The sequence below is a fragment of the Mycobacterium parmense genome, from assembly GCF_010730575.1.
Classification (GTDB): Bacteria; Actinomycetota; Actinomycetes; order Mycobacteriales; family Mycobacteriaceae; genus Mycobacterium; species Mycobacterium parmense.
On record NZ_AP022614.1, the window covers coordinates 3,351,660 to 3,373,471 of the forward strand.

Here is a 21,812-nt window from a genome sequence, read left to right on the forward strand (position 1 = left end):
CTTGTTAGGCAGTGTTGATGATTTCAGTTGTGCCGCGGTGGTGACCGGGCAAGGTTACTCCGGGTGGTTCTCGATCTTTACTGACCCGTCGCCTTCGCTGGGCCCACTGCTCGGCTCCGTGCCCACTGACCTGACGCTCACTGACCCGTCGCCTTCGCGATGATCTCCTTCGACACGTTCGCCGGAACTTCGGCATACGAGTCGAACACCATGGAGTAGTTCGCCCGGCCTTGCGTCTTCGACCGCAGGTCGCCGACGTAGCCGAACATCTCCGACAGCGGCACGTGCGCCTTGACGACGCGCGCACCCGCCCGCTCCTCCATGGCCTGGATCTGGCCACGGCGGGAGTTCAGGTCGCCGATCACATCGCCCATGTAGTCCTCGGGCGTGGTGACCTCGACGGCCATGATCGGTTCCAGGATGACCGGTTGCGCTTGCTGCGCAGCCTTTTTCAGCACCTGGGAACCGGCGATCTTGAACGCCATCTCCGACGAGTCGACCTCGTGGAAGGCCCCGTCGAGCAGGGTGACCTTCAAGTTCACCAGCGGGTAGCCGGCCAGCACGCCGTACTGCATGGCGTCCTGGGCACCGGCATCCACGGAGGGGATGTATTCCCGGGGGATGCGCCCACCGGTCACCTTGTTCTCGAACTCGTACGTCGCACCGTCTTCACCGGTGAACGGCTCGAGGTTGATGATGACCTTCGCGAACTGACCCGAGCCGCCCGTCTGCTTCTTGTGGGTGAACTCGACGTTCTGCGCGGCGCGGCGGATGGTCTCCTTGTAGGCCACCTGCGGCTTGCCGACGTTAGCCTCGACCTTGAACTCGCGGCGCATGCGGTCCACCAGGATGTCCAGGTGCAGCTCGCCCATGCCGCCGATCACGGTCTGGCCGGTCTCCTGGTCCAGGTGCACCTTGAAGGTCGGGTCCTCCTCGGCGAGCTTCTGGATCGACAGCGACAGCTTCTCCTGGTCGCTCTTCGTCTTGGGCTCGATGGCCACCTCGATGACCGGGTCGGGGAAGGTCATCGACTCCAGCACGACCTGGTCGTTCGGGTCGCTCAGGGTGTCGCCGGTGGTGGTGTCCTTCAGGCCGATCACCGCGTAGATGTGCCCGGCCGACGCGGTCTCCACCGGGTTCTCCTTGTTGGAGTGCATCTGGAACAGCTTGCCCAGCCGCTCCTTCTTGCCCTTGGTGGAGTTGATCACCTGACTGCCGGAGTCGACCTTGCCCGAGTACACCCGGACGTAGGTCAGCTTGCCGAAGAACGGGTGCGTGGCGACCTTGAACGCCAGCGCCGAGAACGGCTCGTCGGTCGACGGCTTGCGGATGACCTCGACGTCCTCCTTGCCCGGGGCGTGCCCGACGGCCGGCGGCACGTCCAGCGGCGACGGCAGGTAGTCGATGACCGCGTCGAGCATGGGCTGCACACCCTTGTTCTTGAACGCGCTGCCGCACAGCACCGGGTAGGCCTCCGAGCTGATCGTCAGCTTGCGGATCGCGCCCTTGATCTCGTCGACCGTGAGCTCTTCGCCGCCGAGATACTTTTCCAGCAGCGCCTCGTCGGTCTCGGCGACGGCCTCGAGCAGCTTGGTGCGGTACTCGTCGGCCTTCTCCTGCAGTTCGGCGGGGATGTCGACCACGTCGTACTTCTCGCCGAGCTTGGCCTCGGCGCTCCACACCTTGGCCTTCATCTCGACCAGGTCGACGACGCCGGAGAAGTCACCCTCGGAGCCGACGGGCAGCTGGATCGGGATGACGTTGGCGCCCAGCCGCTCCTCCATGGTCCGCACGGAGAAGTAGAAGTCGGCACCGATCTTGTCCATCTTGTTGACGAAGCAGATCCGCGGGACGTCGTACTTGTCGGCCTGCCGCCACACCTGCTCGGACTGCGGCTCGACACCTTCCTTGCCGTCGAAGACCGCGACGGCGCCATCGAGAACCCGCAGGCTGCGCTCCACCTCGACGGTGAAGTCGACGTGCCCGGGGGTGTCGATGATGTTGATCTGGTTGTCTTTCCAGAAGCAGGTGGTGGCCGCGGAGGTGATGGTGATCCCGCGTTCCTGCTCCTGCTCCATCCAGTCCATGGTGGCGGCGCCGTCGTGCACCTCACCGATCTTGTAGCTGATACCGGTGTAGTAGAGAATGCGCTCGGTCGTCGTCGTCTTGCCGGCGTCGATGTGCGCCATGATGCCGATGTTGCGGACCCTGGTCAGGTCGGTAAGCACGTCCTTCTGTGCCACAGAAGTCTTCCCACTCTTTCGATTGCGTAGTTCGCTGTCTCAGTTGCGCCCGGCCACTCTGCCCGCTGGCGCGGCCTTCGGCTTCTACCAGCGGTAATGCGCGAAGGCGCGGTTGGCCTCGGCCATCTTGTGGGTGTCCTCACGCCGTTTGACGGAGGCCCCGAGGCCGTTGCTGGCGTCGAGGATCTCGTTCGCCAGCCGCTCGATCATGGTCTTCTCGCGGCGCTGCCGCGAGAAGCTGACAAGCCAGCGCAGCGCGAGCGTGGTCGACCGGTCCGGACGCACCTCGACGGGCACCTGGTAGGTCGCACCACCGACGCGGCGGCTGCGCACCTCCAAGGCGGGCTTGACGTTGTCCAGAGCACGCTTGAGCGTGATCACGGGATCGGTACCTGTCTTTTCCCGGGCATTCTCGAGCGCACCATAAACAATGCGCTCGGCCAGCGATTTCTTCCCCTGCAGCAGGATTTTGTTCACCAGCTGGGTGACCAGCTGCGACCCGTACACGGGATCGTTGACCAACGGGCGCTTGGGCGCCGGCCCCTTGCGCGGCATCAGCTCTTCTCCTTCTTGGCGCCGTAACGGCTGCGGGCCTGCTTGCGGTTCTTCACGCCCTGGGTGTCGAGCGAACCGCGGATGATCTTGTACCGAACACCCGGCAGGTCTTTGACTCGGCCGCCACGCACCAGCACCATCGAATGCTCCTGCAGGTTGTGGCCCTCGCCCGGGATGTACGCCGTTACCTCGACCTGACTCGTCAGCTTGACGCGCGCGACCTTCCGAAGCGCCGAGTTCGGCTTCTTCGGGGTGGTGGTGTACACGCGGGTGCACACACCACGGCGCTGCGGGCTGCCCTTGAGTGCCGCGGTCTTGACCTTGGCTACCTTGTCGCGGCGACCCTTGCGGACCAGCTGCTGAATGGTTGGCATCTAGGAGGCTTTCTTTCTGTACTCGGAGGTTCGTGTTCCTGCTGGTGTCTCAAGTCTTCGTACTGCGGTTATGTCCGGCCACCTCACCCCGCGGCCGGGTGTGTCGCACGCTTCGCGCACCGAACCCATCCGATGCATCGTGGACATGCGAATTTGCCCGGCATCCATTTCCTCACGGTCAGGCGCCGCAAGCCGCCAGGCACGAGGTACTACGATACCCGTCGCCGGTCTCGCAGGTCAAAGCGGCGGCCTGGCGGGGACTAGCCGAGGTCTGGCCCGTCGCGCGCGGTGCGCCTCTCCAGGCCGGCGGCCAGACGCAACACCATATCCGAGAACAGCGCGTCGGTGTCGACGTCACCCATGACGCCGGTCATCTCGAGCAGTACGAAGCCGTGCATCGCCGACCAGAACTCCAGCGCCGCGTGGAAGGCATCGGCGCCATCCAGGCCGTAGGAGGACAGCACGGCGATCACCGGGGCGGCGGCTCCCCGGGTGGCCTCCGTGTACTCGGGGTCGTCGCCGCCCAGCGGCATCCTCGTGAAGGCCGAGTAACGGCCGGGGTGGTGATGGGCATAGCTGCGGTAGGCGCCCGCCATGACCAGCACGGCGTCGTCGCGGGAGCGCCCCTCGCCGACCCGGTTCAGCATCAGGATGATGTCGTCGATGACGCGGATCCGTACGGATCGCCGCAGGTCCTCCAAACTGTCCACGTGGTTGTAGAGCGAGGGCCCCTTGGTGCCGAGCTGCGTCGCCAGCGCGTTGATGGTCAGGGCGTCCCAACCCTCCCGATCCAGAAAGGTCAGCGCGCCGTCGACGATTCCGTCGCGGCTCAGCTTGGCCGGCCGGGACCCGGATCTGCCCGCACGCTGGCGCCCGGCCACCGACGGCGGTCCCGGCTGAGCGGCCATGGCGAGCGCCCTTTCCGTGGGTTGATGCGTGTCCAACTAATGACTCTAGTTCACGAGCCGGTTCACCAGCCGGAGCCGCCGCGCGGCGCCGGCAGGCACACGAACCGGGACAACGTCGGGAAACTCTGCCGCCGGGTGCATGCATGGACGTAATGTCATTGCGGCAGACTCTCCCGTCGTGAAGGGGGCCGCAATGAAGTGGACGACCGTCGCCGGGGCGCTGGCCGGCTGCGTCGTCGCCGGGGCGGCCGCCTCCGTGGCCACGCCGCCGGCCGCGCACGCCAAGAACGGCGACACCCACGTGATCGGCGAAGGCATCGAGCAGACGGTCGACTGCAACGATGCCACCTTGCTGGTCAACGGGACCCGCAACACCGTCACGGCATTGGGCAACTGCTACGCGGTGACGGTCATGGGCTCGTCCAACACGGTCGTCGCGGATTCCGTCAGCCACGACATCACCGTCTACGGCTGGGACGAGACGGTGTTCTATCACGGCGGCGCGCCGTTCGTCTGGGATCGTGGCCGCGAATTGGGCATGACCAACCGGCTGCAGCAGGTACCCGGCTGAGGCTTTCGCACCCGACCGCATCCAACCGAGGGAATCGAGGAACATTGCCCGCCCACACCTTCCAAGCGCCCAGGCTCGTCGCCCTGGCCGCGGCGCCCGCCGTCGCGGCAACCCTGCTTGCCGGATGCAGTTCGACGGCGAACCCGCCCGCGACCTCGACGACGACCAGTAGCGCGGCCTCGACGACCGCCGGAGCGGCGCCGACCAGCTCGGGCGGCGCGAGCACCACCGCGTCGGTCGAGATCGGCAACACGATCAACTACGGCTCGATGAGCACCACCGCCACTTTGGACTGCGCCAGCGGCAAGTCCCTGAACGTTGGCGGCTCGGATAACACGCTCACCGTCACGGGCACCTGCGAGACGCTGACCGTCGGCGGGGCCAACAACAAGATCACCGTGGACAAGGTCAACACGCGCATCAGCGTGGTGGGGCTCAACAACACCATCACCTACAAGGACGGCGATCCCAAGGTCGACAACCTCGGCTCCAGCAACAGCATCAACAAAGGCAGCTGAACCGGCCCGGGGCGCCGATCAGCCGGCGGGCGCGCCGTGGCGGCCGGCGCCCGCAGCGAACCGCCCGGCACCCTCGTTGGCCTCCGCGGCCACGCGCGAGATGCTGGCGAACTCGGCGTCCAGCGCGTCGGCTTCCGTTGCGCCCCACTGGTTTAGCGCCGACAACCGATCGGCGCGCAGGCACTGCTGCGGCAGTGCGGCCAGCTGACCCGCCAGCTCCTCCGCCTCCCGGCGGGCCTGCCCCGTGGGCACCACCCGGTTTGCCAACCCGATCGCCAGCGCTTCGTCGGCCTTGACCGCCCGGCCGGTCAGAATCATGTCCATCGCCCGGCTGTGTCCGATCAACCGCGGCAGCCGTACCGTGCCGCCGTCGATCAACGGCACCCCCCAGCGCCGGCAGAAAACACCGAACACGGCGTCCTCCTCGGCGACCCGCAGGTCGCACCACAGGGCCAGCTCCAGGCCGCCGGCCACGGCATAGCCGCTCACCGCGGCGATCACCGGTTTCGACAAGACCATGCGCGACGGCCCCATCGGGCCGGGCCCAGTCCGGTGCACCGCGTTGGCCTCGGGCGTCCCGAAGGCTTTCAAATCGGCTCCTGCGCAGAAGGTTCCGTTATCGCCCCACAACACGGCGACCGCCGCGGAATCGTCGCGGTCGAAGTCCTCGAAGGCCCGGTGGAGCGCGGTCGCCATCGGCCCGTTGACGGCGTTACGCGCGCCCGGCCGGTCCAGGATCACCGTGGTCACCGGACCCTTGCGCTCCACACGCACCGGCTCGTTCATGTCGCCTCCTGTAGTTGGGTTAGGTCGCGTCGCTGGGCCAGTTCGGTGGCGAAGTCGTGGTAGGCTGCGCGCAGCCGTGCGCCGGGCCAATCGGCCGGCAACAATTCGCCGGGCAGCATCGGGTCGGTGAGCAGGTGGCGCACCGCGCCCGCGGCCGCCACAAAACGGCCGGGAATGTCGGGGGCAGCCGACATTTCGTCAAGCAGCCGCTGCCCGGTGTCCGACCACCCGGACAGGTCCCAGAGCCGGCCGGCCAGCTCGGCGGGTGCGTCGTCGCGGGCGCTCAACAACCGCACCCGCGCTCGCATGTCGGGCTCGAGGTCGAGGTCGAGGTTGTCGGGCCGCAGCCACACCCCTTCGCGCAGCTCGCCGAAACGCTTGTGGTGCATCGTCGTCCGCAGCGCGGCGCGGGCCCGCGCATCAGTGCCCACGCTCGTGACGATCAGCACATGCCAGCATCCACGCCAGTCCCGGGTGCGCGGGCGCATCGCATCGTCCTGGCGACGCTGGCGGGCCAGCAGGCGATCCGACAACCGGTAACCGTCGTCGGAACGGACCAGGTCGCCCGCACCGACCATGCGGGTCAGCGCGACCCGCAGCGCGGTCTCCTTGATACCGAAATCCGCTGTCAGCCGGACTAATTCGCTGGCACTCGCCCAAGCCGGGTGGGCGCCGAGCAGCACGCTGAGCACCACGGACCGCGCCGTCATCTTCCGCATGGCTAGACTTCCGAAGCCCGCCTGCCGTAGTCGCCGAACGGCTCGTCACGCTGGCGTACCGCCTCGCGAAAGCCGTGCTCGACCGAGTCGGCGACGAAGGCGTGCCCCTCGGGCGTATGGCGGGCGATGCCGTCGAAGACCGTGCCGACCATCCTGCTGGTGGCCACCCCCTGTTGCAGCAGGGCGGAATTCAGCGCGAGCTTGATCATGATCAACTGGTTGACCGGCACCGCCGCGATCCGCTGCACCAATCGTTCGGTGCGCTCGTCGAGATCGTGGGGATCGGGCGCCTCGACGGCCAGGCCCCATTCGGCGGCCTGGGCACCCGTGATCGAGTCGCCGGTGAACAGCAGGCGTTTGGCGCGCTGATCGCCGAGCCGGTGCGCCCACAACCCCGCCGCCGGCACGCCCCACACCCGGGTCGGGGGGTAGCCGATCTTGGCGTCGGCCGCGGCGATCACCTGGTCGGCATGCAGGGCGATGTCGGTGCCGCCGGCAACGCAGTAGCCGTGGATCTTGACCACCGTCGGCTTGTCGGCGTGCATCAGGGACGAGAAGCCGCGCACGAAGCGGCTCATCATCTGATAGTCGATCATCGGGTCCCACGGCTGATCCGGCCGATGGTTGACGCCCTGCGTCCTGCCGTCCAGCACGGTGCCCTTGTAGGCGCTGCCGCCGCCGGCCGAGGACGACCCCTCAGCGTAGGCGCCCAAATCGAATCCGGCGCAAAAACCTTCGCCGCGACCGGAAACCAGGATGACGTGGACTGCGGGATCCAGGTCCGCACGCTCCACCAATGCCGACAACTCCAGCGGCGTGTCGGCGACGATCGCGTTGCCCTTCTCCGGCCGGTTGAAGGTAATGCGGGCAACCCGGTCGGTGACCTCGTAGGTCATCGTCTTCAGGTTGTCGAAATCGACCGGCCTGATCGCGTGGGTCACTGTGCGGCTCAGCCCTTTACCAGGACCCGCTCCAGGATGGGCGACAGATCCAGCCCGGTCGGCATGGTGCCGAACGCACCGCCCCAGGCACCGCCCAGCCTGGTCGCCAGGAACGCCTCGGCGACGGCGGGATGACCGTGACGCACCAACAGCGAGCCCTGCAGCGCCAGGCAGATATCCTCGGCGACCTTGCGGGCGCGGTAGGCGATGGCGTCCAGATCGGCGAGCTGTTCGCGCAGCCGCTCGACGTGGCCGCCCAGCCGCGGATCCTGACCCGCGGATTCGGCCACTTCGGTGAAGAACACCTCGACGCATTCGGGCCGCGTTGCCATGGCGCGCAGCGTGTCCAGCGCGCTGACGTTGCCCGACCCTTCCCAGATACCCATCAACGGCGCCTCGCGATACAGCCGCGGCATTCCGGATTCCTCGACATAGCCGTTGCCGCCCAGGCACTCCAGCGCTTCGGCGGCGTGCGGGGTGGACCGCTTGCACACCCAGTACTTGCTGGCCGCCAGGCCGATGCGGCGCAGCAGCGCTTCGGTCGCGTCGCCCCGCACCGCCCGGTCGGTGGCGCCGGCCATTCGCATCGCGACGATCGTGGCGGCCTCGGCCTCCACGGCCAGGTCGGCCAGCACGTTGCGCATCAGCGGCTGGTCGATCAGGTAGGCACCGAATGCTTTTCGATGCGCGGCGTGGTGGATGGCGCGGGTCAGGCCCGTGCGCATGCTGGTGGCACTGCCCAGCGTGCAGTCCAGCCGGGTGAGGTTGACCATCTCGATGATGGTCGGGACGCCACGGCCCTCCTCGCCCACCAGCCACGCGATGGCTCCGTCGTATTCCACCTCGCTCGACGCGTTGGCGTGGTTACCCAGCTTGTCCTTCAAGCGCTGCAAGAACATTCGGTTGCGGCTGCCATCGGGCAGCACCCGCGGCAGCATGAAGCATGACAGCCCGCCGGGGGCCTGCGCGAGCACCAGGAAGATGTCGCACATCGGCGCCGAGGTGAACCACTTGTGACCCGTCAGGCTGTAGGTCCCGTCCGCGTTCGGCGTCGCCTGGGTGGTGCCGGCGCGCACGTCGGACCCGCCCTGCTTCTCGGTCATCGACATACCGGCGGTGATGCCGGCCTTCGTGGTGGCCGGCTTGAGCTCCGGGTCGTACTCGCGGCTGGTCAGCAACGGCTCGTACACCGCGGCCAGCTCGGGGTTGTAGCGCAGCGCCGGCACCACGGCATAGGTCATCGAGATCGGGCAGACGTGGCCCGGTTCCACGGTCCAGGCCGAGGTCTTGGCCGCCCGCACCACGTGCGCCCCCGGCCGCTCGTCGGCCCACGGCGCGGCGTGCATGCCGTGCGCGATCGCCGCCCGCATCAGCTCGTGGTAGGCCGGGTCGAACTCGACTTCGTCGACTCGATGCCCGGTGCGGTCGTGGGTGTGCAGAATGGGCTGATTGCGGTCGGCGAGCTCGCCCCAGCGCTGAGCCTCGCGACTGGCCGACAGCGCCCCGACCTCGTTGACCTCTTCCAGCCCCCACTGGCCACCCTCGCGGATCAGTGCCTCGACCAGCATCGGCGACGTGGCGGGGTTGTAGTTCTCCAGCGGCGGGACCTGGTTGGTGACGACATGCGTGTCTGGCATGCCACCCATATTACAATTTCCCGACAACTGCACAAGAGGTGTAACACTAGCGAGTGTGTGCGGCGAAGAAGCCCCAGAGTGTCCGGGTCGCAAACGGCGGCCACTCGTGGCCGCCTCCGTCGACGGTGACCAGCGCGACGCCACGGCCGCCGGGGCACGCGGCCGTCGACGTGGTCACCCGGCCGCTCGTCGTGTCGGTGGGCGCGCCGCAGCGATCAACGTTGCGCCAGAACGCATTCACGTCCGGGATCGACGGTCCGTTGATGACGCTGAAGCCCTGCCCGCCGGCGTAGGGGACGAGCCGATCCGTCGTGCCGTGCACCGCCATCACCGAAGTCGGCCGTGGCGACGCGCACGAGTTCAGCTGCGTTCCGGCGACCGGTCCGATCGCCGCGAAGATGTCGGTGGTGCACGCCAGGGTGTAGGACATGATGCCGCCGTTGCTCATGCCGCTGGCGTAGATCCTCGCGGGGTCGATGCCGACGTTCTCGGCCACGTCGGCGACGGCCGCGCGGATGAACCCGACATCATCGACCCCTTCCCGGCCGGACCGGCCGCAGCAGGTCTCCCCGTCCACGTTCCATGCCCGGCCCAGGCCATCCGGGTAGGCGACGGCGAACTTGCCCGAATCGGCCAAACCGTCCCAGCCGTAATCCCTTTCGACCTGCCTGGCGCTGCCGGAATAGCCGTGCAGCACGACGACCAGCGGGGCCGAGGCGAGCAGCCCTGCGGGCTTGTAGAGCCGATAGCTGCGATCGCGTCCGCCTACGCTGAGGTGGTGCAGGCTGGTTCCGGTGTCGAATCCCGACGGCAGCGTCACGTTCTCCCACGCCGCACAACCCGCGACCACCAGCACCAAGCCGACGATCGCGGCGAGTCGACGGGCCACGGCGGTCAGCCGTTGACGTGTTCTCGCAGGAACGCTATGTCGTCCTTGCGGCCCTCGTCGGCGGTCTCGCAGATCACCGGGGCGTCGGCCGCCTTGACCACCGCCGCCAGCAGCTGGGGGTCGATCTGGCCGGTGCCGAAGTTGGCGTGCCGGTCGGCGCCGGAACCCGCCGCGTCCCGCGAGTCGTTGCAGTGCACCAGGTCGATGCGACCGGTGAGGGCCTTGATCCGGTCGACGGCGTCGATCAGCGCTTCACCCGCGGCCCAGGCGTGACAGGTGTCGAGGCAAAAGCCAATGCCCTTGTCGCCGATGCGGTCCCACAGCCTGCCGATGGTGTCGAAGTAACGGGCCATCGCGTGGTCGCCGCCCGCGGTGTTCTCCAGGTATACCTGCACGTCCGTCTCGAGGTAGTCCACAGCCTTGGCCCACCGCTCGAAACCGGCCTCCATGTCGTTGTCGTCGGCGTGGCCGCCGTGCACGATGACCGCCGCCGCGTTGATCTCGGCGGCCGCGTCGCAGGTGTCCTGAAGGATCTTGCGCGACGGGATCCGAACGCGATTGTTGGCCGATGCGACGTTGATGAGATACGGCGCGTGGACGTACAGCGGAATGGTCGAGGCCTTCAGCGTCTCGGCGTCCTCGCGAGGCTTCGGCTTCTTCCAGCTTTGTGGGTTGGACAGGAAGAACTGGACCACGTCGGCGCCGTCGGCCTGGGCGGCGGCGAGGGGATCGTCGTTGCGGACGTGCGAGCCGATGAGCACGTGGCCAGTGTAGTGAGTGGGCGGTCCGGGTGACTTTCGCGGCGCCGTGTTCTGAATAGACTTGCGCCCATGCAGCCGCTGCGCGTGGATACGGCCGCTGTGCGGGCGATGGCCACTCGGTGGGGCGCGGCGGCCGGCGAGCTGAGCGAGACCGTCACACCGGCGGAGGCGGGACTGTCGTGCCAGCCCAGCGCGGCCGCCGTCAGCGCGGCGCACGCGGAGGTCGCCGCCTTCATCGCGTCGCTGGCCGGCCGGGTGGGCGCGCACTCGGCCCGTGTCGGCGTGGCCGACTCCGGCTATCTCGCCAACGAGGCCGACGCGGTCGACCAGATGCTGGTGGTGGCGCCGCGGATGAGCGGCGTGTAGTCATGGCCACGGTCGCGGCATCTCCGGACCTCTCCCAGCTGTTGTCCTGGCCCACCGAACACCTCACCGAGGCCGCCGATCACTGGGAGGCCGCCGGCGCGCGCAGCTACGGGGTGGCCCATCAGGTTTGGCGTGACGCGCTGTCGGTCGATTGGCAGGGTCAGGGCGCCGAGGCGTTGCGGGCGGCGGCGCACACGGACATGAGGGCGACCAGCGGGGTGGCCGACCAGTTGCAGGCGGCCGCCAAGACAGCCCGCGGCGGTGTCTCGGACCTGCATGCGGCCCGCTCGCGGCTGCGGCACGCGGTGCGAGACGCCAACGCGGCCGGGTTCGACGTCGACGAGGAGATGTCGGTCGTCGACCGCTCCGCGGGCGGACCGGCTGCGCACCGCGCGGCCCGCGAAGCCCAGGCGGAGGCCCTCGCCGCCGACATCCGCCGGCGCGCCGCGCAACTGGTCGCCCTGGACCAACAGGTCGCGGGGCGGGTCACCGCGGCGGTCGCCGGGATCCGCGACACCTTCCCGCAGACGCCCGCGCGTAGACCCGAGGTTCACGGCCTCGACAACCACACGTTCAAGCAAGACCCGGCGCCGCCGACCAATCCGGGGGCGGACCCGCCCTGGAAAAACCTGCCGACGCCGAAGACCTTGGAGGACATCCGAAAAGTATTGCGGCAGTTGCCCAAAGGCAGAAATAGGCCGATTCGGGAACTGGAAACTCCGGAGGAGATCAAGGATTTCTGGGACTGGCTGACAAAAGGCGCCGGCGACTTGCCGCCACGCGGCGATACCGCGCGGAAGGTCCTGCCCGACGGGACCGAAATCGACCTGCGGCCGGACAGCGAGTCGGGTGGACCGACCATCGAGGTGGTCACACCCGGCTCTGGGAAGAACCCCAAGGTGCACTTGCCGCTGCCCTTCGTCGATGACCCACCCGCGCTGCCCCCGGTGCTCGATCACCCACGGATCGCGCCGGTGCCGCCATCGCCGGGTCATCCGGCGCCCCTGCCGCCGTGGTTGCAGAACCCTTCGCCGCCGGGTTTCACCCTGAGCCCGGTGCAGCAGCCGCCTGTGTTTGGCTGGGATCAGCCGGACCCGCCGGCATCACCGGTTCCTCATCCGGCGCCGTCGCCGCCGGGTGGCCAGTCGTGGCTGCCGCAGGTCGGCCACGATCTCAGCGAGGGAGGTAAGGCCGTGTTCGGCTGGGTGGTGGTCGGCGGAGTTCTGGTGTGGACGATCCTGTCCGGGGGCGGGCAGGGTGGCGAGGCGGCGGCGCCATGACCGCATCGTCTCCCTCACAGCGCTGGCAGCCGCTGCCAGCGTCCTCACTGCTCGAAGCGCTTGCCGAGGATGAAGACATCGAAGACGTTGTCGCCTTGTCTGCGGCGGAGATACCAGAGTCGGTGCGGCAATTGAGCATCCCGACGGGCTGGCAACTACTCGAGCTCCCCGACAACCCGGAACCACCACTGGTGCGCATAGCGGTACAGGGATCGCTTGGTGACGGCGAATGGGAGGCCGCCGACACGATCAGCGTGTTCGGCTACACCGGTTGGCCGGTCTTCTACGACGTGTTCCACAACGCCGATGGCGTGTTGCGCGATCTCAACGCCACCCACGTCGCCGTCAAAGCGTTGCCCATGCCTGCAATCCAACGGGCGGCAGCACTCCGCGCCAGCGGCAGCGCCACAATTCGCGGCCGGAGGGTATGGATTCAGCAGAGCACCTATGTCGCCGGTTCCGAGCGGCCGCACGGGAGTCGACTTTTTGTCCACAGCCTCTTCGTCGATGCCGCATGCCGCGCCCGGCTGAACGGGGACGTTGCCCAGCTCAGCGAGGCGGTGCACCACGGGCTCATTGCCGCACTCGTCGGCGGGGACGGCGGGAGCTAGTCGTCGCTGGCGATCACCAGTGCCACACTGCCCGCGCGGCGGTCGATCAGCACGAACTCGAAGAAACCCGTCACCGCGCCAACTGAGCCACCCCAGTCGTGTTCGGCGGCATCGCGCAGGTCCGGCAACTGGTATCGGCTTGTCGCGTTTCGGATCCGCGGATACAACTCCCGCTCCATCTCGTCGCGACGACCATCGGGAAGCGGTGCCGCGTACTCGGCCCACGTGCGAATCAACGTCTCGGCATCGATGGCGGAGACAGGCGAAAAGACCTCCGGCGCAATGGCGTACAGCCAATACGGCCCGTGGATGGTTTCCATGTCCTTGTCGCCCGTGCCGCCGTAGCTGTCGCGGTAGCGGATGTGACCGATAAGCAGCCTCAACACCGTGTAGTCGTCGACATCGGCCGGCAGCGCGAACAGCTTGAGGCTGACCCACTGGTAGGTGTGGTTGCGAAAGTTGATGAAGACCTCGCCCTGGTATCTCAACCGCTCCTCGACCGGCACAGCGGCCGGGCCGGCATCGGCCGGTTCTCGCATCGCTTCCCACCTCCTTCGGCCCCTAAGCACACGCGGAATTTTGCCGGTGCGCAAGCCACCGTTACGCACTCTCGAATGTGAGGCTGGCCGCACACTCGGCGCCGAGTGTGCGGCTGGCCGCACACTCGGGGGCAAACGAAAAGCCCCGGGGCGCGGACACCCCGGGGCTTCGTCGTCGATCTAGCGGTAGTCGCTGTAACCGTAGTCGTCCAGCGGAACCGCGGCTCCGGTCGCCTGGCCGAAGTCGGGGCTGTAGTACTGATCCTCGTAGGACGGGATCGTGTACGCAGCGGCCCGGGCCTCTTCGGTGGGCTGCACCTGGATGTTGCGGTACCGGTTGATGCCGGTACCGGCCGGGATCAGCTTTCCGATGATCACGTTCTCCTTCAGACCCTGCAGCTTGTCGCTGCGGCAGTTGATCGCCGCATCGGTCAGCACCCGCGTGGTCTCCTGGAACGACGCCGCGCTCAGCCACGAGTCGGTGGCCAGGCTCGCCTTCGTGATCCCCATCAGGACCGGACGCCCGGCGGCGGGCTCGCCGCCCTCGGCCACGACCCGACGGTTCTCCGCCTCGAAATCCGCGCGGTCGATCAGCGAGCCGGGCAGGAACTCCGTGGCGCCCGAGTCGATGATGGTGACGCGGCGCAGCATCTGGCGGACGATCACCTCGATGTGCTTGTCGTGGATGGACACACCCTGTGCGCGGTAGACCTCCTGGACCTCGCGGACCAGGTGGATCTGCACCTCGCGGGGGCCCTGCACGCGCAGCACCTCGTGCGGGTCGGCCGAGCCCTCCATCAGCTGCTGGCCCACCTCGACGTGGTCGCCGTCGGAGAGCACCCGCTCGGAACCGTCCTCGTGCTTGAACACCCGCAGCCGCTGCCGCTTGGAGAGCTTGTCGTACACGACCTCCTCGCCCCCGTCGTCGGGAACGATGGTGATCTTGTAGAAGCGCTCGCCGTCCTCGAGATGCACCCGGCCGGTGACGTCGGCGATCGGCGCCTTGCCGCGCGGCACGCGGGCCTCGAACAGCTCCTGCACACGCGGCAGACCGCCGGTGATGTCCTCACCGACACCACCCTGGTGGAAGGTGCGCATGGTCAGCTGCGTGCCCGGCTCACCGATCGACTGGGCCGCGACGATACCCACGGCCTCGCCGATGTCCACCAGCTTGCCGGTGGCCATGGACCGCCCGTAGCAGGTCGCGCAGACGCCGGTGCCGGTGGTGCACGTCAGCACCGAACGGACCTTGACCTGCGTGATACCCGCAGCCAGCAGCGCGTCGATCTCCGGGTCACCCAGATCTTCGCCGCGCGCGACGACCACGTTGCCCGCCTCGTCGACCGCGTCGGCACCCAGAGTCCGCGCGTACGCCGAGGTTTCGATGTACGGGTCGCGGATCAGCGTGGCCGTGCCATCGGCGGCGGTCTGACGCTCGGCGAGCTCGACGATGATGCCGCGCTCGGTCTCGCAGTCGTGCTCGCGGACGATGACGTCCTGGCTCACGTCCACCAGACGACGGGTCAGGTAACCCGAGTCGGCGGTACGAAGAGCGGTGTCCGCCAAGCCCTTTCGAGCGCCGTGGGTGTTGATGAAGTACTCCAGCACGGTCAGGCCCTCGCGGAACGACGACTTGACCGGACGCGGGATGAACTCACCCTTCGGGTTGGTCACCAGCCCCTTCATGCCGGCCAGGGTCCGGGTCTGGGTGAAGTTACCCGTGGCACCCGAGTCGACGATCGTGATGATCGGGTTGTCGCTGGGGTAGTGCTCGCGGAGCGCCTGACCGACCTCGTCGGTGGCTTCCTTCCAGATCTCCACCAGCGCCTCGTTGCGCTCGTCGTGGTTCAACGCGCCACGCTGGAACTGCTTTTCGACCTTCTCGGCCCGCTCCTCGTAGTGGTCGAGGATCTCCTTCTTGCGGGGCGGCACCAGCACGTCGGCCATCGAGACCGTCACACCGCTGCGGGTCGCCCAGTAGAACCCGGCGTCCTTGAGCTTGTCGACGGTCTGCGCCACGACGATCATCGGGTAGCGCTCGGCCAGGTCGTTGATGATGGCGGCCTGCACCTTCTTGTGCATCTGCTTGTTCACGAACGGATAGCCGTGCGGCAGTAGCTCGTTGAACAGCACGCGACCCAGCGTGGTCTCGGCCATCCAGGCCTCACCCGGGTGCCAGCCGTTCGCACCGAACAACTCGGCCTCGACCTCGGCCGGCGGACGCAACTGCGTCAGCCGCACCTTGATCTTGGCCCGCACCGACAGCACGCCGCGGTCCGAGGCCATGATCGCCTCGGCCGGCGAGGAGTACACGCCCACCTCCGGCTGGTCGCCGGCGGCCGGCCGGTACTCGCCCTTGTCGCCCTCGACCTCGGTGGTCAGGAAGTACAGCCCGGTGACCATGTCCAGACGCGGCATGGCCAGCGGGCGGCCCGACGCCGGCGACAGGATGTTGTTCGAGGACAGCATCAGGATTCGGGCCTCGGCCTGCGCCTCGGCGGACAGCGGCAGGTGCACCGCCATCTGGTCGCCGTCGAAGTCGGCGTTGAACGCCTCACACACCAGCGGGTGCAGCTGAATGGCCTTGCCTTCCACCAGCATCGGCTCGAAGGCCTGGATGCCGAGGCGGTGCAGCGTCGGCGCGCGGTTCAGCAGCACCGGGTGCTCGGCGATGACCTCTTCGAGGACATCCCACACCTGGGGACGCTGCCGCTCCACCATTCGCTTGGCGCTCTTGATGTTCTGCGCGTGGTTGAGATCGACGAGCCGCTTCATCACGAACGGTTTGAACAGCTCGAGGGCCATCAGCTTGGGCAGACCGCACTGGTGCAGCTTGAGCTGTGGGCCGACCACGATGACCGAACGGCCCGAGTAGTCGACACGCTTGCCGAGCAGGTTCTGCCGGAACCGGCCCTGCTTGCCCTTGAGCAGGTCGGACAGCGACTTCAGCGGGCGGTTACCCGGCCCGGTGACCGGGCGGCCGCGACGGCCGTTGTCGAACAGCGCGTCGACGGACTCCTGCAGCATCCGCTTCTCGTTGTTGACGATGATCTCGGGAGCACCGAGGTCGATCAGCCTCTTGAGCCGGTTGTTGCGGTTGATCACGCGGCGGTACAGGTCGTTCAGGTCGGACGTGGCGAACCGGCCACCGTCGAGCTGCACCATCGGGCGCAGCTCCGGCGGGATCACCGGAACCGCGTCGAGCACCATGCCCATCGGCGAGTTGCCCGACTGCTGGAATGCCGCAACGACTTTGAGGCGCTTGAGGGCGCGAAGCTTCTTCTGCCCCTTGCCGCTGCGGATCACCTCGCGCAGCGAGTCGGCCTCGGCGTCGATGTCGAAGTTCTCGATGAGCTTCTGGATCGACTCGGCACCCATGGCGCCGGTGAAGTACTCGCCGTAACGGTCCTGCAGCTCGCGATAGAGGTTCTCGTCCACGATCAGCTGCTTGGGGGCCAGCTTGGTGAAGGTGCTCCAGATGTCCTCGAGCCGGTCGAGCTCGCGCTGGGCCCGGTCGCGCAGCTGACGCATCTCGCGCTCGCCGCCGTCGCGAACCTTGCGGCGCGCATCGGCTTTCGCGCCCTCGGCCTCGAGCTCGGCCAGGTCGGCCTCCAGCTTCTGCGCGCGTGCCTCGAGGTCGGCGTCGCGCTGGTCCTCGACGGCCTTGCGCTCGACCATCATCTCGGCCTCGAGCGTCGAGAGCTCGTTGTGGCGCATCTCGTCGTCGACCGCGGTGATCACGTACGCGGCGAAGTAGATGATCTTCTCGAGGTCCTTCGGCGCCAGGTCCAGCAGGTAGCCCAACCGCGACGGCACGCCCTTGAAGTACCAGATGTGGGTGACCGGAGCGGCGAGTTCGATGTGGCCCATCCGCTCGCGGCGCACCTTGGCGCGGGTCACCTCGACACCGCACCGCTCACAGATGATGCCCTTGAAGCGGACGCGCTTGTACTTACCGCAGTAGCACTCCCAGTCGCGGGTCGGTCCGAAGATCTTCTCGCAGAACAGGCCGTCCTTCTCGGGCTTCAGCGTGCGGTAGTTGATCGTCTCCGGCTTCTTGACCTCGCCGTAAGACCATTGCCTGATGTCCTCCGCTGTGGCCAGGCCGATACGGAGTTCATCGAAGAAGTTGACGTCGAGCACGTAACTCCCTTTCCCCTTGCGGGTTTGGTTACCAATAAGACGCCGGCTTTCGCGTTGCCGCTAAGCCAGGTCCTCTACAGACGCAGATTCGTTGCGGGACAGGTTGATTCCCAGGTTCGCCGCAGCCCTTTCCAGGTCCTCGTCCTCGCCTTCGCGCAGCTCGATCGCCGCGCCGTCGCTGGAGAGCACCTCGACGTTGAGGCACAGCGACTGCAGCTCCTTGAGCAGCACCTTGAACGACTCGGGGATGCCGGGCTCGGGGATGTTCTCGCCCTTGACGATCGCCTCGTACACCTTGACCCGGCCGACGGTGTCGTCGGACTTGATGGTCAACAGCTCCTGCAGCGTGTACGCGGCGCCGTAGGCCTGCATGGCCCAGCACTCCATCTCACCGAACCGCTGGCCACCGAACTGCGCCTTACCGCCCAGCGGCTGCTGGGTGATCATCGAGTACGGCCCGGTGGAACGGGCGTGGATCTTGTCGTCCACCAGGTGGTGCAGCTTCATGATGTACATGTAGCCGACCGTCACCGGGTACGGGAACGGCTCACCGCTGCGCCCGTCGAAGAGCACCGCCTTGCCGTCGCCGTTGACCAGCACGTCGCCGTCGCGGTTGGGCAGCGTCGAGCCCAGCAGGCCCTGCAGCTCCTCCTCCTTGGCGCCGTCGAACACCGGGGTCGACACGATCGAGTTCGACTCGGCGTGCAGCAGGTCCTCGGGGAGGTTGGCCGCCCAGTCCGGCGTCCCGCCGGCCACGTCGATGTTCCAGCCGGCCTTGGCGACCCACCCGAGGTGGGTCTCGAGGATCTGGCCGATGTTCATCCGTCGGGGCACACCGTGGGTGTTCAGGATGATGTCCACCGGGGTGCCGTCGGGCATGAAGGGCATGTCCTCGACCGGCAGGATCTTGCCGATGACGCCCTTGTTGCCGTGCCGTCCGGCCAGCTTGTCGCCGTCGGAGATCTTGCGCTTCTGGGCCACGTACACGCGGACCAGCTCGTTGACGCCGGCGGGCAGCTCGTCGTCGTCCTCGCGGGAGAACACCCGGATGCCGATGACCTTGCCGGACTCACCGTGCGGCACCTTCAGAGACGTGTCGCGGACCTCGCGCGCCTTCTCGCCGAAGATCGCGCGCAGCAGCCGCTCCTCCGGGGTCAGCTCGGTTTCCCCCTTCGGGGTGACCTTGCCGACCAGGATGTCGCCGTCACGAACCTCGGCACCGATGCGCACGATGCCGCGCTCGTCGAGGTCGGCGAGCACCTCGTCGGACACGTTGGGGATGTCGCGGGTGATCTCCTCGGCGCCCAGTTTCGTGTCACGGGCGTCGATCTCGTGTTCCTCGATGTGGATCGAGGTGAGCACGTCCTCTTCGACCAGGCGGTTGGAGAGGATGATCGCGTCCTCGTAGTTGTGGCCCTCCCACGGCATGATCGCCACGAGCAGGTTCTTGCCCAGCGCCATCTCGCCGTTCTCGGTGCACGGGCCGTCGGCGATGACCTGGCCCGCCTCGACGCGGTCACCCGCGTCCACGATCGGCGACTGGTTGGCGCACGTGCCGTGGTTGGAGCGCGCGAACTTGCGCATCCGGTAGGTGTGCCGGCTGCCGTCGTCGGCCATCACGGTGATGTAGTCGGCGGAGACCTCCTCGATCACCCCGGCCTTCTCCGCCACGACCACGTCGCCGGCGTCGATCGCCGCGCGCAACTCCATGCCGGTGCCCACCAGCGGCGCCTCGCTGCGTACCAGCGGAACCGCCTGGCGCTGCATGTTGGCGCCCATCAGGGCACGGTTGGCGTCGTCGTGCTCGAGGAACGGGATCATGGCCGTGGCCACCGACACCATCTGGCGCGGCGAGACGTCCATGTAGTCGACCTCGGACGATGGCACGTATTCGACCTCGCCCGCCTTGCGGCGGACCAGGACGCGCGCCTCGGCGAACCGGCCGTCGTCGGCCAGCGGCGAGTTGGCCTGCGCCACGACGTGGCGGTCCTCCTCGTCGGCGGTCAGGTACTCGATCTCGTCGGTGACCACGCCGTCGACGACCTTGCGGTACGGCGTCTCGATGAACCCGAACGGGTTGACCCGCGCGTACACCGACAGCGAGCCGATCAGACCGATGTTGGGACCCTCCGGGGTCTCGATCGGGCACATCCGGCCGTAGTGCGACGGGTGCACGTCGCGGACCTCCAGCCCGGCGCGCTCACGCGACAGACCGCCGGGCCCCAGCGCCGACAGCCGGCGCTTGTGGGTGAGCCCCGACAGCGGGTTGTTCTGGTCCATGAACTGCGAGAGCTGGCTGGTGCCGAAGAACTCCTTGATGGCTGCGACCACCGGCCGGATGTTGATCAGCGTCTGCGGCGTGATCGCCTCGACGTCCTGGGTCGTCATCCGCTCGCGGACCACGCGCTCCATCCGGGACATGCCGACCCGGATCTGGTTCTGAATCAGCTCGCCGACCGTGCGCAACCGGCGGTTGCCGAAGTGGTCGATGTCGTCGGTCTCCACCGGGACCTCGACGCCGCCGGGAACGGTCATCATCGGCTGACCCTCGTGCAGGCGGACCAGGTACTCGATGGTCGCGACGACGTCTTCCTCGGTCAGGGTCGACGACGTGATCGGCTCGCCCGCGTGCAGGCCGAGCTTCTTGTTGACCTTGTACCGGCCCACCCGGGCCAGGTCGTAGCGCTTCTCCTTGAAGAACAGGTTCTCCAGCAGCGTCTGCGCGGACTCCTTGGTGGGCGGCTCGCCCGGACGCAGCTTGCGGTAGATGTCCAGCAGGGCCTCGTCGGTGCCGGCGGTGGGGTCCCGCTCCAGCGTCGACATCATGATCTCGGAGAAACCGAACCGCTCGGAGATCTGCTCGTTGGTCCACCCGAGCGCCTTGAGCAGCACCGTGACCGGCTGCCGCCGCTTGCGGTCGATGCGCACGCCGACGGTGTCGCGCTTGTCGATGTCGAACTCCAGCCAGGCGCCCCGGCTGGGGATCACCTTGACGCTGTGCAGCAGCTTCTCGGTGGACTTGTCGATGGTCTCGTCGAAGTAGACACCGGGCGAGCGCACCAGCTGGCTGACGACCACGCGCTCGGTCCCGTTGATGATGAAGGTGCCCTTCTCGGTCATCATCGGGAAGTCACCCATGAACACCGTCTGGCTCTTGATCTCACCGGTGTTGTTGTTGATGAACTCGGCCGTGACGAACAGCGGGGCCGCGTACGTCATGTCCTTGTCTTTGCACTCGTCGACCGGCGCCTTGACCTCGTCGAAACGGGGATCGGAGAACGACAGCGACATGGAGCCGGAGAAGTCCTCGATGGGCGACAGCTCGTCCAACACCTCTTCGAGGCCGCCCTTGGGGTCGACCTCGCCGCGCTCCACGGCCCGCTCGCGCCAGCCGGCCGAACCGATCAACCACTCGAAGGAGTCGGTCTGAACGTCGAGCAACCCCGGGACCTCGAGCGGTTCGCGGAGCTTGGCGAACGAAACCCGGTTGGGCGCCCCGGGCACGGAACCGTTTGAGGAACTTCCGTTAGAGGAACTATGTGGGCGGTCCGTCTTGCTCTGGCGGAAATCTGCCAAGATGCATCCTTCCAGCACCTCGTGCGACTCACGAGGGCCGGTGCGACCGGCCCGTTCGCCGCGAATTGTGTCGGTTTGGCCGGCGAACGAACTGTCCGTATCTCACGCGCGCAACTGAATAGACCGAGCTGCAAACAGGGGCTCAGGCTAAGACCACGGTGTCAGTGGCGGGTGAGGTGGGCAGGAGGTAGCCAGCGCAACGTCCAACAATAGCGCAGGACGGCGCATTCCTCAACTGCCCAGCATTGTGCTCCCAGGAGTATCGACGCTGGCTGGCATTCCGACGTTCCGCTGGAGACATGCTGCCTCACACATTGACCCGTTTAGGCCGCGTCGTCAAGAGGGCGGGCCGCCAAGTTACGCCAAGTTATCGCCGACTTCCCGGGATCGCAGCA

18 protein-coding genes are annotated in these 21,812 nt (G+C 67.5%); 5 read left to right on the forward strand and 13 right to left on the reverse strand.

Annotated features, from left to right (window positions below; genetic code table 11):
* Positions 1-137: 137 nt before the first annotated feature.
* The 4 genes from fusA to G6N48_RS15480 all read right to left on the reverse strand — a co-directional run bounded on the left by fusA (position 138) and on the right by G6N48_RS15480 (position 4,080).
* The gene (fusA, locus tag G6N48_RS15465; RefSeq protein ID WP_085271925.1) at positions 138-2,243 is read right to left on the reverse strand and encodes an elongation factor G; all 2,106 of its coding nucleotides are present in this window, start codon (positions 2,241-2,243) and stop codon (positions 138-140) included.
* A gap of 84 nt (positions 2,244-2,327) precedes the next feature.
* Positions 2,328-2,798, reverse strand: a complete 471-nt coding sequence (gene rpsG, locus G6N48_RS15470) for a 30S ribosomal protein S7 (protein WP_085271924.1) — start codon at positions 2,796-2,798, stop codon at positions 2,328-2,330.
* The gene (gene rpsL, locus G6N48_RS15475; RefSeq protein WP_007767794.1) at positions 2,798-3,172 is read right to left on the reverse strand and encodes a 30S ribosomal protein S12; all 375 of its coding nucleotides are present in this window, start codon (positions 3,170-3,172) and stop codon (positions 2,798-2,800) included. The genes rpsG and rpsL overlap by 1 nt, the downstream gene beginning before the upstream one ends.
* Positions 3,173-3,432: 260 nt before the next feature.
* The gene (locus G6N48_RS15480) at positions 3,433-4,080 is read right to left on the reverse strand and encodes a TetR/AcrR family transcriptional regulator (protein ID WP_085271923.1); all 648 of its coding nucleotides are present in this window, start codon (positions 4,078-4,080) and stop codon (positions 3,433-3,435) included.
* A gap of 193 nt (positions 4,081-4,273) precedes the next feature.
* On the opposite strand from G6N48_RS15480, the gene G6N48_RS15485 reads away from it, so the two are divergent.
* Both G6N48_RS15485 and G6N48_RS15490 read left to right on the forward strand, forming a co-directional pair.
* A complete protein-coding gene (locus tag G6N48_RS15485; RefSeq protein ID WP_085271922.1) occupies positions 4,274-4,651 on the forward strand; it encodes a DUF3060 domain-containing protein in 378 nt (125 codons plus the stop codon).
* A 44-nt stretch (positions 4,652-4,695) separates the two neighbouring features.
* Positions 4,696-5,169: a DUF3060 domain-containing protein gene (locus G6N48_RS15490; protein WP_085271921.1), complete on the forward strand. Its 474-nt coding sequence runs from the start codon at positions 4,696-4,698 to the stop codon at positions 5,167-5,169.
* 18 nt (positions 5,170-5,187) lie between these two features.
* Here G6N48_RS15490 and G6N48_RS15495 read toward each other — a convergent pair whose 3' ends face one another.
* The 6 genes from G6N48_RS15495 to G6N48_RS15520 are packed head-to-tail and all read right to left on the reverse strand — an operon-like array spanning position 5,188 to position 10,902.
* Complete coding sequence (locus G6N48_RS15495; RefSeq protein WP_085271920.1) at positions 5,188-5,955, reverse strand: crotonase/enoyl-CoA hydratase family protein; 768 nt, start codon at positions 5,953-5,955, stop codon at positions 5,188-5,190.
* Positions 5,952-6,674 (reverse strand): PaaX family transcriptional regulator C-terminal domain-containing protein, encoded by a 723-nt coding sequence (locus tag G6N48_RS15500; protein WP_085271919.1) that lies wholly within the window; start codon positions 6,672-6,674, stop codon positions 5,952-5,954. Before G6N48_RS15500 ends, G6N48_RS15495 begins: the two co-directional genes overlap by 4 nt.
* Before the next feature lie 2 nt (positions 6,675-6,676).
* On the reverse strand, positions 6,677-7,615 hold the full coding sequence (locus G6N48_RS15505) for a crotonase/enoyl-CoA hydratase family protein (RefSeq protein ID WP_085271918.1): 939 nt from the start codon (positions 7,613-7,615) through the stop codon (positions 6,677-6,679).
* An 8-nt stretch (positions 7,616-7,623) separates the two neighbouring features.
* Entirely contained in the window at positions 7,624-9,252 is a 1,629-nt protein-coding gene (locus tag G6N48_RS15510; RefSeq protein ID WP_085271917.1) for an acyl-CoA dehydrogenase family protein, read from the reverse strand.
* Positions 9,253-9,298: 46 nt separating this feature from the next.
* On the reverse strand, positions 9,299-10,141 hold the full coding sequence (locus tag G6N48_RS15515) for an extracellular catalytic domain type 1 short-chain-length polyhydroxyalkanoate depolymerase (protein WP_085271916.1): 843 nt from the start codon (positions 10,139-10,141) through the stop codon (positions 9,299-9,301).
* A gap of 5 nt (positions 10,142-10,146) precedes the next feature.
* Positions 10,147-10,902 carry a deoxyribonuclease IV gene (locus G6N48_RS15520; RefSeq protein WP_085271915.1) on the reverse strand — a complete coding sequence of 252 codons (756 nt, stop codon included), beginning with the start codon at positions 10,900-10,902 and terminating at the stop codon, positions 10,147-10,149.
* Between the two features lie 69 nt (positions 10,903-10,971).
* On the opposite strand from G6N48_RS15520, the gene G6N48_RS15525 reads away from it, so the two are divergent.
* The 3 genes from G6N48_RS15525 to G6N48_RS15535 are packed head-to-tail and all read left to right on the forward strand — an operon-like array spanning position 10,972 to position 13,159.
* The gene (locus tag G6N48_RS15525) at positions 10,972-11,268 is read left to right on the forward strand and encodes a hypothetical protein (protein ID WP_085271914.1); all 297 of its coding nucleotides are present in this window, start codon (positions 10,972-10,974) and stop codon (positions 11,266-11,268) included.
* A gap of 2 nt (positions 11,269-11,270) precedes the next feature.
* Positions 11,271-12,548, forward strand: coding sequence for a WXG100 family type VII secretion target (locus G6N48_RS15530; protein WP_085271913.1), 1,278 nt, complete (start codon positions 11,271-11,273; stop codon positions 12,546-12,548).
* Positions 12,545-13,159: a hypothetical protein gene (locus tag G6N48_RS15535; RefSeq protein WP_139826028.1), complete on the forward strand. Its 615-nt coding sequence runs from the start codon at positions 12,545-12,547 to the stop codon at positions 13,157-13,159. Before G6N48_RS15530 ends, G6N48_RS15535 begins: the two co-directional genes overlap by 4 nt.
* On the opposite strand, the gene G6N48_RS15540 is transcribed toward G6N48_RS15535, so the two are convergent.
* From G6N48_RS15540 to rpoB, 3 genes are all read right to left on the reverse strand, one after another.
* On the reverse strand, positions 13,156-13,698 hold the full coding sequence (locus G6N48_RS15540) for a hypothetical protein (protein WP_085271911.1): 543 nt from the start codon (positions 13,696-13,698) through the stop codon (positions 13,156-13,158). The genes G6N48_RS15535 and G6N48_RS15540 overlap by 4 nt on opposite strands.
* Positions 13,699-13,878: 180 nt before the next feature.
* On the reverse strand, positions 13,879-17,841 hold the full coding sequence (locus tag G6N48_RS15545; RefSeq protein ID WP_085271910.1) for a DNA-directed RNA polymerase subunit beta': 3,963 nt from the start codon (positions 17,839-17,841) through the stop codon (positions 13,879-13,881).
* Positions 17,842-17,901: 60 nt separating this feature from the next.
* Positions 17,902-21,417: a DNA-directed RNA polymerase subunit beta gene (gene rpoB / locus G6N48_RS15550; RefSeq protein ID WP_139826027.1), complete on the reverse strand. Its 3,516-nt coding sequence runs from the start codon at positions 21,415-21,417 to the stop codon at positions 17,902-17,904.
* Positions 21,418-21,812 lie beyond the last annotated feature (395 nt).

Bases quoted from the DNA above. Each gene is read 5' to 3' on its own strand.
- rpsG (WP_085271924.1), bottom strand. From the start codon at position 2,798: ATGCCGCGCAAGGGGCCGGCGCCCAAGCGCCCGTTGGTCAACGATCCC.
- rpsL (WP_007767794.1), bottom strand. From the start codon at position 3,172: ATGCCAACCATTCAGCAGCTGGTCCGCAAGGGTCGCCGCGACAAGGTA.
- G6N48_RS15480 (WP_085271923.1), bottom strand. From the start codon at position 4,080: ATGGCCGCTCAGCCGGGACCGCCGTCGGTGGCCGGGCGCCAGCGTGCG.
- G6N48_RS15485 (WP_085271922.1), top strand. From the start codon at position 4,274: ATGAAGTGGACGACCGTCGCCGGGGCGCTGGCCGGCTGCGTCGTCGCC.
- G6N48_RS15495 (WP_085271920.1), bottom strand. From the start codon at position 5,955: ATGAACGAGCCGGTGCGTGTGGAGCGCAAGGGTCCGGTGACCACGGTG.
- G6N48_RS15500 (WP_085271919.1), bottom strand. From the start codon at position 6,674: ATGCGGAAGATGACGGCGCGGTCCGTGGTGCTCAGCGTGCTGCTCGGC.
- G6N48_RS15510 (WP_085271917.1), bottom strand. From the start codon at position 9,252: ATGCCAGACACGCATGTCGTCACCAACCAGGTCCCGCCGCTGGAGAAC.
- G6N48_RS15525 (WP_085271914.1), top strand. From the start codon at position 10,972: ATGCAGCCGCTGCGCGTGGATACGGCCGCTGTGCGGGCGATGGCCACT.
- G6N48_RS15530 (WP_085271913.1), top strand. From the start codon at position 11,271: ATGGCCACGGTCGCGGCATCTCCGGACCTCTCCCAGCTGTTGTCCTGG.
- G6N48_RS15535 (WP_139826028.1), top strand. From the start codon at position 12,545: ATGACCGCATCGTCTCCCTCACAGCGCTGGCAGCCGCTGCCAGCGTCC.
- G6N48_RS15540 (WP_085271911.1), bottom strand. From the start codon at position 13,698: ATGCGAGAACCGGCCGATGCCGGCCCGGCCGCTGTGCCGGTCGAGGAG.